Source organism: Rhodococcoides sp. S146-33, from assembly GCF_059489205.1.
Map to the genome: position 1 here is coordinate 403,394 of NZ_JCAJWY010000001.1, position 11,939 is coordinate 415,332.

At 64.8% G+C, this 11,939-nt stretch carries 12 protein-coding genes; 3 read left to right on the top strand and 9 right to left on the bottom strand.

All coding sequences use genetic code 11. From position 1 onward, the window contains the following. Position 1: 1 nt before the first annotated feature. Together manD and AC5WEY_RS01965 are read right to left on the bottom strand one after the other, a co-directional pair. Positions 2-1,207 carry a D-mannonate dehydratase ManD gene (manD, locus tag AC5WEY_RS01960; protein ID WP_495644483.1) on the bottom strand — a complete coding sequence of 402 codons (1,206 nt, stop codon included), beginning with the start codon at positions 1,205-1,207 and terminating at the stop codon, positions 2-4. Next, a complete protein-coding gene (locus AC5WEY_RS01965; RefSeq protein ID WP_495644484.1) occupies positions 1,204-2,250 on the bottom strand; it encodes an alcohol dehydrogenase catalytic domain-containing protein in 1,047 nt (348 codons plus the stop codon). The genes manD and AC5WEY_RS01965 overlap by 4 nt, the downstream gene beginning before the upstream one ends. Before the next feature lie 118 nt (positions 2,251-2,368). On the opposite strand from AC5WEY_RS01965, the gene AC5WEY_RS01970 reads away from it, so the two are divergent. Further along, positions 2,369-3,082, top strand: coding sequence for a GntR family transcriptional regulator (locus AC5WEY_RS01970; protein WP_495644485.1), 714 nt, complete (start codon positions 2,369-2,371; stop codon positions 3,080-3,082). 23 nt (positions 3,083-3,105) lie between these two features. Here AC5WEY_RS01970 and AC5WEY_RS01975 read toward each other — a convergent pair whose 3' ends face one another. Next, a complete protein-coding gene (locus AC5WEY_RS01975; RefSeq protein ID WP_495644486.1) occupies positions 3,106-3,696 on the bottom strand; it encodes a LysE family translocator in 591 nt (196 codons plus the stop codon). A gap of 52 nt (positions 3,697-3,748) precedes the next feature. Here AC5WEY_RS01975 and AC5WEY_RS01980 point away from each other — a divergent pair, with 52 nt between their 5' ends. Continuing rightward, positions 3,749-4,303 carry a CGNR zinc finger domain-containing protein gene (locus tag AC5WEY_RS01980; RefSeq protein ID WP_495644487.1) on the top strand — a complete coding sequence of 185 codons (555 nt, stop codon included), beginning with the start codon at positions 3,749-3,751 and terminating at the stop codon, positions 4,301-4,303. Then, positions 4,300-4,695 carry a VOC family protein gene (locus AC5WEY_RS01985; protein WP_495644488.1) on the top strand — a complete coding sequence of 132 codons (396 nt, stop codon included), beginning with the start codon at positions 4,300-4,302 and terminating at the stop codon, positions 4,693-4,695. Before AC5WEY_RS01980 ends, AC5WEY_RS01985 begins: the two co-directional genes overlap by 4 nt. Positions 4,696-4,866: 171 nt before the next feature. On the opposite strand, the gene AC5WEY_RS01990 is transcribed toward AC5WEY_RS01985, so the two are convergent. The 6 genes from AC5WEY_RS01990 to AC5WEY_RS02015 form a co-directional block, all read right to left on the bottom strand. After that, entirely contained in the window at positions 4,867-5,982 is a 1,116-nt protein-coding gene (locus AC5WEY_RS01990) for a fused (3R)-hydroxyacyl-ACP dehydratase subunits HadA/HadB (RefSeq protein ID WP_495644489.1), read from the bottom strand. Between the two features lie 50 nt (positions 5,983-6,032). Further along, positions 6,033-7,001 carry an Hsp70 family protein gene (locus AC5WEY_RS01995; RefSeq protein ID WP_495644490.1) on the bottom strand — a complete coding sequence of 323 codons (969 nt, stop codon included), beginning with the start codon at positions 6,999-7,001 and terminating at the stop codon, positions 6,033-6,035. A gap of 129 nt (positions 7,002-7,130) precedes the next feature. Next, the gene (locus AC5WEY_RS02000; protein ID WP_495644491.1) at positions 7,131-7,418 is read right to left on the bottom strand and encodes an ANTAR domain-containing protein; all 288 of its coding nucleotides are present in this window, start codon (positions 7,416-7,418) and stop codon (positions 7,131-7,133) included. A 142-nt stretch (positions 7,419-7,560) separates the two neighbouring features. Next, the gene (locus AC5WEY_RS02005) at positions 7,561-8,661 is read right to left on the bottom strand and encodes a hypothetical protein (protein ID WP_495644492.1); all 1,101 of its coding nucleotides are present in this window, start codon (positions 8,659-8,661) and stop codon (positions 7,561-7,563) included. Positions 8,662-8,756: 95 nt separating this feature from the next. Further along, on the bottom strand, positions 8,757-10,199 hold the full coding sequence (locus AC5WEY_RS02010) for a CYTH and CHAD domain-containing protein (protein ID WP_495644493.1): 1,443 nt from the start codon (positions 10,197-10,199) through the stop codon (positions 8,757-8,759). A 54-nt stretch (positions 10,200-10,253) separates the two neighbouring features. After that, positions 10,254-11,789 (bottom strand): DUF7159 family protein, encoded by a 1,536-nt coding sequence (locus AC5WEY_RS02015; RefSeq protein ID WP_495644494.1) that lies wholly within the window; start codon positions 11,787-11,789, stop codon positions 10,254-10,256. Between the last annotated feature and the right edge of the window lie 150 nt (positions 11,790-11,939).

Genomic DNA, 11,939 nt, shown 5'->3' on the forward strand with positions numbered 1-11,939 from the left:
TTCACCAATCGTGCATACTGCCGTCGAGACGGCGGTTGACGGGCAGGTACTTGGGGTTGTACGGGTACTTCGCAGCGGCTTCTTCGTCGACCTCGACTCCGATGCCCGGCTGGTTTCCCGGATGCATGAAGCCGTCGGTGAAGGTGTAGCTCGTCTGGAACACGTCGCCCGTCGGGTCGACGTGCCCCATGTACTCCTGCACTCCGAAGTTGGGAATCGACAGATCAACGTGTAGCGCGGCAGCGAGGGATACGGGCGAAAGATCGCCCGCACCATGAGATCCCGATCGAACGCCGTACAGATCGGCCAGCGAGAAGATTCTGCGCAGATGGGTGATACCGCCGGCGTGTGAGACCGACGCACGGATGTAGTCGATCCACCGGTTGGTGATGAGATCCTGGCAGTCCCAGATCGAGTTGAAGATCTCTCCGACGGCAATCGGGGTGGTGGTGTGCTGACGAATGACGGCGAAGGCGCTCTGATCCTCGGCGGGGGTGGGATCTTCGATCCAGAACATCCGCATCTCTTCGAGATCACGCCCGAGGCGGCCGGCCTCGATCGGACTCAGGCGGTGATGCACGTCGTGCAAGAGATGGAAGTCGAACCCGTGACGTTCTCGGACGGCACCGAGCATCTGCGGCGCGAACCGCATGTACGGGGCGGTATCCCACGAATCCTCCTGCGGCGCAGTGCCGGAGGCTGGTTCGTAGAAACCGTCGACCGGGATTCCATAGGTCTTCTTGAGACCGGGAATGGCCGACTGGGCACGAATTGCTTTGTAGCCCTTGTCGAGATGCGCTTGGACGTCGTCGAGCATCTCGTCGATACTGCCGCCGCTGGCGTGACCGTAGACCATGATCCCGTCTCGCGCAGCACCACCGAGGAGCTGGTAGACCGGCATATCGGCGGCCTTGCCCTTGATGTCCCACAGTGCGACGTCAACCGCTGCGATGGCCGTCATCGTCACCGGACCACGCCGCCAGTATGCGCCCTTGTACAGGTACTGCCAGATGTCCTCGATCCTATGAGGATCGCGTCCGATCAGGAGCGGCGCAATGTGGTCCTTCAGATACGACTCGACCGCGAGCTCGCGTCCGTTCAGCGTCGCGTCACCCCACCCTACGATGCCCTCGTCGGTGGTGATCTTGAGCGTGACGTAGTTGCGGCCGGGAGCCGTCACGATGACGGTCGCGTCGATGATTTTCATTGCGATCCTTGCGAAGTGGTGTCGATGACGATCTTGAGCTGGGTGAGGTCGGTGAGCGCGGCCTCGAGCGCTGCGGCAGATTCGGCCAAGGGATACGTCGACGTGACCAGTGCGGCGAGGTCCACTCGCGCCGATCCGGCGAGCGCGATCGCATCGGCGAATGCCGAAGGGCCGTAACGGAAGCACCCGCGGATGTCTAGCTCCCAGCGTTGCACTGCTCCGATAGGAAATTCGGCGACTGCGCGTCCCGGCACGCCGACGAGAGCCAGGATGCCCGCCGGGCCGAGGGAGCGGGCAGCGTCGGCGATGGCTCCAGGATGGCCCGAGCAGTCGAAGGCGATGTCGAAAGTGCCCTCGGGCAGTGCGTTTTCGCCCGACAGCAATGTCGTCGTGGCACCCAGCGCTGCCGCGACCTCGAGCCGTGCGGGTGCGACGTCGGTGATGGTCGTCTCCGACGCGCCCAGGGCGATGACCGTCTGCAGAACCAGCAGGCCGATAGGACCGGCACCGGTGATCGCGATGCGCTTGCCCAATACCGAGCCGACCCGGGCGGCGGCCCACGCAGCGACGGCCAGGGGTTCGATCAGCGCAGCGACGCCGTCGTCGATCGAATCCGGGAGTGGGTGCGCGAATTCGGCGGCGAGAACAACGGACTGCCGTAGCAGTCCGTGATTCGGTGGGGATCCGAAGCAGACGACGCTGGGGCAGACGTTGTAGTGACCGCTCAGGCTCAGTGGCGAGGTGCCGTTCGGAACCGCGGGCTCGATGGCCACACGCTGGCCGACGCGGTCCTGGGACACTCCGGCACCGACCTCGGTGATCACTCCGAATCCCTCGTGCCCCAATACGGTGGGCTGCGTCAGTGAGTTGGAGCCGTTGCGGCCGTCGGCGTAGTAGTGCAGGTCCGAGCCACACAGGCTCACGCCGTGTACCTCGACCCTGACCTGGCCGTCACCGACCTGCATACGATCGATCTTCTCGATCCGCAGGTCACGTGGACCGTGCAGAACGGCCGCCTCGTCGTTGCCGCTGATCACTGCCATGCTGTGGTGCCTCCGCCGTCGTTCCTTGAATATCAGTACTACCATACTAGTGACGGACGGCACTTCGTCAAGGGTTCGGCGCTGCGGGTCACTCGGCACCTCGCGTTAGTCTTGTCCGGTGAGCACACAGAGCAGCAGGAAAGTCACCGCACGAGAGCGGGCGTACCGAGAATTACGCCTACGCATCGTGTCCTTGACGCTCCCCCCGGGTAGCCCGCTGTCGGAGAACGACCTCGCCGAGCAGATGTCCGTGAGCCGCACTCCCGTCCGCGAGAGCTTGATCCTGTTGGCCGAAGAGGGCCTGGTTCAGGTGTTTCCACAACTCGGCACCTTCGTCTCACGCGTCGACACCGAACGTGTTGCCGACGCGCAATTCGTCCGGGAGGCAATAGAAACCGCGTCTTTGAAGGATGCAGTCACGTCTCGCTCGGACCAGGACCTCGCTGCCTTGCGCGCCAATCTTGCAGCGCAGGCCGAGCCCGGGATCGACATGGATCAATTCTTCGAGTTGGACGAGCAATTCCATCAACTGCTCCTCGCAGCGGGAGGACACTCTGCCGCGTGGCGATCCGTCGAATCCGCGAAGGCTCATCTGGACCGAGCACGGCGACTCGGGTTGCGTGACACTCGCCCCATTCCCGACCTCATCGAACAACACACCGCAATAGTCGACGGCCTCGAAGCTCGAGACTTCGAGGCCGCCGCCCGTTCGATGCGTGCGCATCTGCGGGCCGTGTTCGCCGATGTGGAATACATCAAGAGCAAGAGTCCACATCTGTTCTCCAACAGCAACGAGCGCCCGACCCGCAAGGTCGTCTCCAGCTGGGAGTGAGTGCGGCTCCGCCGCACTACAAGTCACACCGCCTCGACGGCGAGCGCCATTCCGATACCGACGAACAACACCCCGACCACTCGGTTCCAGGATGTCGAGTTCGACGAACCGCCGGCCAGGCGGCCCACTGCGGCGGTGACCACTGCCCAGACTGCCAATCCGATTGCCACATCGACGATTCCGAGTAGACCGATCTGAAGGGGAAGTGCTCCGTCGGCATCGACGAACTGCGGCAGGAGCGCAACGAAGAACAGTACGGCCTTGGGATTGAGCAGGTTCGTCACCAGACCCATGCGAAACCAGCGCACGTCGGACGTCGCACCGCCCTCCGACGACGACTGCCGCAGCGCCGAGACACCCAGCCACACCAGGTACAGGCCCCCGAGGATCTGAATGATGCTCAGCGCGGCCGGTGATCGAGAGATGAGCAGCGACAGCCCCACCACCGCTGCAACCATGTGGACGCACAATCCGGTCTGCGCGCCGAGGCCCGCTCGCCACCCCGCGGCCCGGCTGCTCGCCGCCGCTCGGGCCACCACCGCGAAGTCAGGACCGGGTATCGCGTAGGCCAAGAGCACCACGCCGAGGAACGGTAGCCATCGTATGTCCGCCATTGCTTCGACGGTATCTCACGCTTTTCGATTCGTAAACCGTTAGAATCAGGGTATGGATTGGAACTGGCTCGGCGACCACTTCGCACTCGACGTGGTCAACACCGTGCAGTTGCAGCGCGGCATCTACGTAGAATTGATCGACTCGGTCGCCGAGCTCCAGCACTGGGCCCAACTGCAGGGAACCCGAGTCCCCGAGGTCATCCCCGCCGACGCCGACATCGACACATTCACAGCGACGCGCGATCACCTGCTGTCGCTACTGCGCGCGGTGGCGTCGAACATGGAAGTTCCGCGGGAAAGCGTCGAACATATCGACGAGATTGCCCGACGCCATCCGGTGACCCGACGGCTCGATCTCGGAGACGGCAGTGGCGTCGGACATGTTGTGGGAACCGATGATCCGATCGAATCACTCTGCGCGCGTGCGGCGTCCGCCGTCATCGATCTACTCAACGGGCAGGATCGCGCACGGTTGGCCTTGTGCGACGCTCCGCGATGCGGTCAACTGTTTCTGCAGGATCGGCCCAATCAGCAATGGTGTTGCAGCGCGTGCGGAAATCGAGCACGTGCGGCGCGACACCACGCGAAGGAGAAGCGCGGATCATGAACATATCGGTACACCAGGTGGTACTCGACTGCACCGACACCCGTCGACTCGCCGAGTTCTACCGGCAACTCCTGGGATTCGAGTACGTTCCCGGTGACGCCGAACCGATGAACCCGGACTGGCTCGCCATCACTGCTCCCGACGGCTCGTGGCGCATCGCGTTCCAGCAGATCGACACTCTCCCCGAAGCAACGTGGCCGGACGGCGAACACCCGCAGATGGCACACCTCGACTTCGTGGTAGGCACCGTCGCCGAACTCGACGAGGAGCACTCGCGCGCAATGGAATTGGGCGCACGACTGCTGCGAGATCTGCACGATGACCCGGAAGAGCCGATCCGAATCTACGCAGACCCGGCCGGCCACCCCTTCTGCATCTTCGTGGGGGCCTGAGCGTCACACATCTACGCCCCGCGTTGCAATTCGCACCCCCTGTACGCGGTGCGGATTCCGAAAGGGGGCGTAGATCCGGACACACATACAGATCAGCTCCCCACATTTGGAAACCCGACGCCGATCGGAGTCAGAAATTCAAAACTGGGGAGCTGATCCGCCGCAACAGGATCAGCCCAATTGCACCGTAGCCGTCGCGCGGTGACCGAAGATCCGCTTGCCCTCGAATGTCGCACCGATGGACACCACAGCGGTGCGAGTCGCGTCGTCCTTCGACTTGATCTTGCCGCTGAAGACGATCTCGGCCGGCTTGTGCGTGTCCACCGGGATCGGGGTGGTGAAGCGGACGGTGTAGTCCTTGACGGCACCCGGATCGCCGAGCCACTCGCTGATGTATCCGCCGCCGACGCCCATCGTGAGCATGCCGTGCGCGAGGACGTTCTCGAGGTCGATCATCTTGGCGAACTTCTCGTCCCAGTGAATCGGGTTCGCATCACCGGCGACGCCTGCGTAGTTGACCAGGTCGCCGCGAGTCAGACGCACGGTGCGCGGAGGCAACTCGTCGCCGACGTTCACCTCGTCGAACTTCTGCGTCGGCTGTCCCCGGTACTCCTCGACGATGAGCGGCTCGTGCTCCTGCGGGGTGGACAGGGTGTCGTGCTCGCTCGCGGCTGCTACTGCTGCGTCCATCGACGCGCCGAACATCACCAGGTTGCGGGCGGCGTCGGCGATGGCCGGATCGATTTCACCGGACCGTCCGACGAGCAGGGTGGTGTAGGTGGTCTGCACCAGTTCGTTCTTCTGGTTGGACACGACGTTCTTGGTGACCATCATGTCTCTGCCCATGACCGTCTTGAAGGAGTCGAGCGAGACGTCGCACGTCAGCTGATCGCCGGCCAGGATGGGCTTCTGGAACACCAACACCTGGTCGGTCTGCAGAATCTGGCTCAGGTCATAACCCTCGGCAATGGACTCGAGGAGCTTCTTCTGTGCGAGGGTGCCGACCAACGACATGAATGTCAGAGGCGCAACCAGAGCGCTGTGCCCCAGCGCAGCCGCGGCATCGCCGTCCCAGTGGGCGGGGTGGAAGTCCTGGACCGCGCGGGCGTACTCACGAATCTTCTCGCGACCCACCTCGTAGTAGTCCTCGGTGCGGTAGTGATAACCGACCATGCTCCGCGCGTGCTCCGCCGGGTCGAATGCCTGTTCGTCGCTCGCTACCGCGCCCGACTCCGCTACCTGCTCTGCCACTGTTGACCCACCGTCTCGTCCCCTGCTGTTCATCATTACCCGAGCAACCTACCCAACAACGGCGCTGGTTGGCCAGGCTGGGGCGTTCAAGCAGAACGGTGTCGCGCGGCGTCGTTGTACCCCACTACCCCCACCATCCCGTCCAGTGACGACAGCCCACCGGCTCGGTTCATCGCCCCACGCGGGTGGTGCCGGCGCGACGCAACAGCATCGACGGCCATCAGCGCAGCGCCGTGAGCGGTGAGTGACTCCGGATTCGCGGGCGCGATGACCGGCAACATCAGGTCGCGACGAAACAGCCGACGAAGTGACGGAAGGTTGGCGCAGCCGCCGACCATCACCAACGCATTCACTGCACAGGGAGCATCGACGATGACGCTGGCCACCCAATCCTCCAACGAACCGATGCTTCGCTCGAGTACATCGTCGAAGGTGTTGCGCCACAACCGAACCGGTCCACCGACGAACGGTCCGGCAACCTCGGCCACCCGCAACCTGGACAGTTGTTCCCGAGCCGTGCGAATGGCGACCAGCAGATCCGCTCGTGCGCGATCGGACGTCAACTCGTGGGCTCCGAACGTGGAGAGCAGGTATCGCGAAATCTGCTCGTCGCAACCGATACCGCCGAACAGCGTGGTGCGCACCGAGCTGAACACCGTGCCGGTGGCCGGATCTGCGATCGACATCGTGGTGCCGGACGCGCCGATGTCGCAGATCGCGACGGTACGCGCGCCCTCGAGCTGACCCGTGCCGCGTAGATACCGCAACTGCGCACCGAGCTCCGACGCGACGAGCAGGCGATCTGCCTCGTACGTGGAGTACGCCGACGTCCGGCCTCGGGCCCCGGGATCGTCGGGAACGGCCAGCACGATGTCTGTTCGCTCGACCATCTGATCGCGCGACATCGAGTCGAGCAGATCGAGGGCGACCTGCAGATGGTCTCCGGGGTCGAACGAATGCACGATGTGGGCCGACCGCACCGACTCGTCGATCGCATCGACTGCGACCCCTCGGGCAGTGGCAGAACCCACCGAGACACCAAGGACTGTTCTCATGTTCCCTCGACTCGAATAGCTACTCCGACCTGCCGATAGTAGCCCTCGAACCGCCGTCTGGACAGTAAAACGGCGAACTATGTGAACTTCGAGTTTGTTTTCTACGATCCGGTGGTACGCCCACTGGCGTCAGGCGACATGATCGAAGGGATCGCGCCGGTCGGCCAGCAGAGGTCCCCAGTCTTCTCGGGCCGACATCATGGCCGCGCCGGCGACTCCGTTGGCCGAGTCCATCCCGCGAGCGGCGGCCACGATGGAACGGGCCGACTGCACGAGAGACACGTCGAAACGGAAGCTGTGCGCCGCCAACTCCGCGAACGCATCGTCGGGACTACAGCCACGCAGTGCGATGAGAACACCCACTGCCCTGTCGATCGTCGTGCGGGTCACCACGTCTGATGCGGGATTGTCGGTCATCGGATACTCACCGTCTACTGGTCGATCACCCGATGGTAGCGACGCTCGAGCAGAAGTTCAGGTGTCCAAAAGGAATTCACACAGCCGTCATGAGGCGGACTTGTCCGAGAATCAAACACGCTCGCTCGCAACGGAACAGCAGTTATTCGGCTGCTTCCGCTGCAGACTCGTCCGGAACGAATGAGGGCTCGGTGGCCGTCGGGCTTTCCACTGGGGGCGCGTCCGTAACCGGGATCTCGGGTTCCGGCTCCGGTTCGGGCTGCGGCTCTGGTTGCGGCTGCGGCTCTGGTTGCGGCTGCGGCTGCGGCTCTGGTTGCGGCTGCGGCTGCGGTTCGGGCTGTGGTTTCGGATTGTCGGTCGGAGTTCGGCCGCCACCCGTCTGTGCACCGTCGGGGACATCGGACGAGTTGTCGCCGCCACCGACGACTACTCGATCGGGCCTTCCCCCGCCGCCCGAACCACCGGTGCTCGACGCCTCCTCGGCTACCGGAGTCGGAACCAAGCTCGCCGATGGTTGCTCGCTCCATTCCCCGACCGCCAGCGGCCCGAACTGGGAGGCCTCGAGGGTCTGCGTATCAGCGGTAGGAGCACTCGGCGCACCGGTTGGTGCACCCGTGGGATCGGCCACCACAGTGACCGACGACGGCAGGTCGACGACGGCGTCGGCGGTGCTCACCGCCGGGCTCTGCTCCGGTCCGTTCGCGGTCATTGCCCAGACCGTCGCACCGCTGAGCGCCGCGAGAACTGCAACACCCAGGCCGATCATCGTCAGGCGAGCACCGCGCGGGGTGTCCGACCGATCGCCACCCGAGAAACTCCAGCCGTCGTCGTCGTCACTCATATGCCCGTCGGCCGACGCCTCGCCACTCCGGGCTGCGGGGACAGTCGCGGCACCGAACAGTGCTGCGGCGATCCCCATCGGAGCCTCGGCGTCCAACCGAGGATCTCCGGCATCCACCACAACGACGTCGCGAACGCGGTGGGCAGCCAGGGCGTCGCGAACGATTCCGCAGAGGGCGATGCTGTCGCAGACCACGGCGGAACCCACAATGTGCAGATCGTTCTGAGCCGCCTGCACCCTCATGATTCCGAGCATGGTGGTGACGGCGTCACCGACACCGCCGGGAGCCGATGCAACCGAGACGACGCGGGTGGACACCGGCCCGAGCTCGGGCAGATCGGCCTCGACCAACACAGCCGACACTTCTTCGACACCGACGTGTATGCCTAGCGCTATGGACATAGTGGAGACTCCCCTGAACTCAATTCCGACAGAGAGTACCCCCTCAGAACGTCAAACGGGGAAAAAACTTGTTTTCGGTGATCGAGGGAAGGCGATCAGAACTCCAGCTTGCCGGCTTCCTCGCGGGCCGATTCTGCCGCGTGGCGTTCGCGCTCGAAGAGCAGACCGAACGTGAAACCGTTCTCCCCTGCCGTCGTTCCCGCTCGCGCACCCAGCGTCCGCAGAATGCCCGCCGCGATCACCGCATCCTGATGCTCGCCGAGCACTTCCTGAATCGTTTTGAAACGCTTGATGTTTGCCTTCGAGACCTTCTTGTCCACCACCGGTGCGACCAACTCGGCGGCGTACCGGGCACGCTTCGACGCCTTGCGAGCGCGATGCAACGCCTCGTCGTCGGTGCCGCGCACCGCACTCTGCGTTCGATCGATCGCCTTCTTCCCAGCCTTGCGTGCAAGCTTGACCAGCAGGCGATCGTTGACCTCTCCGTCGATCGGCAGCCCCCTCGACCATGCCGACAACTGCGTCAGCAGCGCGCGGTAGCGGTCGCCGTCGAGTTCGGTCATTGCGATTTCGCGATGCCGAATCTGCTCGGCCAGCAGATCGTTCTCGATACGCGAGGCCACCGGCCCCAGCACCCACTCGGATGGCAGTTCTCGCAGCGCAGCCGCGAACCGGGCGCGCTGCACCTGACGGTCTCGAACCTCCCCCAGAAGGCTTGCGTACCAGGAGAGTTCGGCCTCGAGTCGAGCCGCGGGCTCATCCTCGAACACGCTCGCGAACACTCGAAGAGTGCTGCGGTACCGCCTGATGGCCACCCGGGTGGAATGAATCGGATCCAACCCCCGGCGGAGGTACACATCGCCCGCGACGATTGCCTGCACCTGCTCGTCGAGGTACTCCGACAACAACCGAACTCCTGCATCGGCCGGCACCTCGCGCACCACGGAGAGCGCTCGATCCAACTTCGACGGGTGCGCCGACGGGCGAGCGCCGGCACCGCGCAACAGCTTTCCGGCCTTCTTCAAGAACGACTCGGAGCCGGCGGGGCCGAGTTCGACCTCGACCTCCCGCCACCGCGGCCCCGTCGCGCCGCCGATCAAGACCACCGAGACCTCGTCGTCGGCGACCTCCGCAACCACAGCCCCGTCGGCGTCGGACACCGAATGCACGGTTCGGCGCGTCGTCAGGGTCGCGACCGCGGACAACTGCCCACCCATCACGGCACCGCGCAGAACGTCGGCCAGCTCGTCCGGAACCGCGTCGTCGGCACCGCTGCCGAGAGGAAGGCGAATTTCCGTTCGCGCCTTCTCGGCCGGCACCTTCGCATGCCAGCCGTTGTCGGAATCACCGGTACGCCGCCGCAACGTGATTCCCCGCCGCAACAGGTCGTGCCCAACGGTATCGAAGTACTCGCTGATCAGATCGGTCTCGCTCGACGCCAGCACCCCGCCGGTGGGCACCAGCGAAGCGAGACTGGGCATTTCGAAGTGTGCATCGACGTCGAATTTGTCTTCGCGCTCGATCTGAATCGACTCCATGGAACCATCCTGCCTCGAGTACCCGGGGCGACGGCGGCGGAAGTCGCAGACCCGTCAGCCTCGCGGCATATCCAGCGTCGGGAACGGAAAGTCGAACGTCCTGGTCGTGCGGGTGGTCGTCGGCGGTTGGGTTGTCGTCGTCGGGCGCGGCGTCGTGGTGGTGGCCGGGGGCCGTGTCGTGGTGGGCGGTGCAACCGTCGTACTCGGAGCCTGCGTGGGCTGCTCCGAAGTGGGCCTGACGGGAGCCGTCGACTCGTCGTTGTCGGAGGACGCATCGGTCGGGGCCGATGTCCGCCGCGGCGCGGTTGCACGAGCCGGATCGGGCGTCGCGGCCGCATCGGAAGTCGTGGTTGCGGCCGGAACCGACGTCGTGGCAGTGGACACCGGGGACGAGCCGTCCGTGGACGGAGCGATCTCCGCCGTCGTGGTCGCGAGCGGCACAGACGACTGATCTGCAGGCGAACCGGCCGATGCAGGCACCACCGACCGGGAGCGGGCGGTCTGCGAGGAATCCTGCGAGCTACCGACGGCCGGAGCCGGATCCTCGGTGCCGGTGCGCGCTGCGGCGGAAACGACGGTACCGGCCGCACACACTGCAACCAGAGCCGCGACCGCGCGTCCTAGATGCCGGGACTTGTTGGCTCTGGTCATCCGCTTCGATGAGGTATCGCTGTGACGCGGGCGTTTGGAGACCACCGCACCCACAGGGGCAACGGCAGTCATCTCCCGATCGGTGCGTGGCTCGTCCGTCCTCGGCGCGGGCCGCAGGCCCACTGTCCGAGCAATTCCGGCGGCACCGCGGGCCGCCAACAGTTCGGGCTCTTCGGGTACGAATACCGGTATCGACACCGCGTCGAACAGGACCTGCCGAACGATCTGCATGTTGGCACCACCACCCACGGCGACAACGGCGTCGACGCGGATGCCCCGCGCACCGACGGCGTCGAGTACATCGACTGCCATCGAGACGGCTCGGTGCACCGAGTCGCCGATGAGCTCGTCGAGAGTGCCACGCCACAAAGTCGCGTTACCGCCGACGAAGGGTCCGAGAACCGAGACGCTGCGCAACAACGACAGTTCGTGTTTGCCGACTCGAACGTCGTGGACGAGCCGTCGACGGGACTCGACGGTCAGGGCCTCGGCTGCCCCGAACGTGGCGATGAGGTGATCGCACAGGACGCGGTCGCAGGCATCACCACCGAGTTCATCGGTGCGAGATGCGGCGAGTACCCGGCCGCTGTGGACATCCACCACGGACACCGACGTGCCGGACGCACCGACGTCGAACAACGCGACACAGCGTTCCCCGGCCAGCACACCCGTCTCGCGGAGTACACCCAGCTGGGCACCGAGCTCCGAGACGAGCACCACGCCGTCGGAGAAATCCTGGTCGAAGGCCGTTCTGGGATCGCTCTCACGAAGCGCGAGCACCGGATAGAAGTCTGTGGACGCATGCTCGGAGGCCAGATTGTGCACCGAGGCGACGACGGCGTCCCAGGGATCGGGCGCAAGACCGTTGGGTGCAGGCTGTGACGCCACCGGCTCGTGTACTTCCAGGACGGAACCAGGGCGAGCGTTGTTGCTGATCACGCTACGAACACCGCTCGAACCCAGTGATGCACCGAGTACAGACGCACCGTCAACCGCGGACACAAGAAACCTCGCTCTGGTAGGCCCCAACCCACGTTCGGTCACCAGAGTACCGCTACAACCGGCCATTCGTCATGTTTCGTGGCCGCG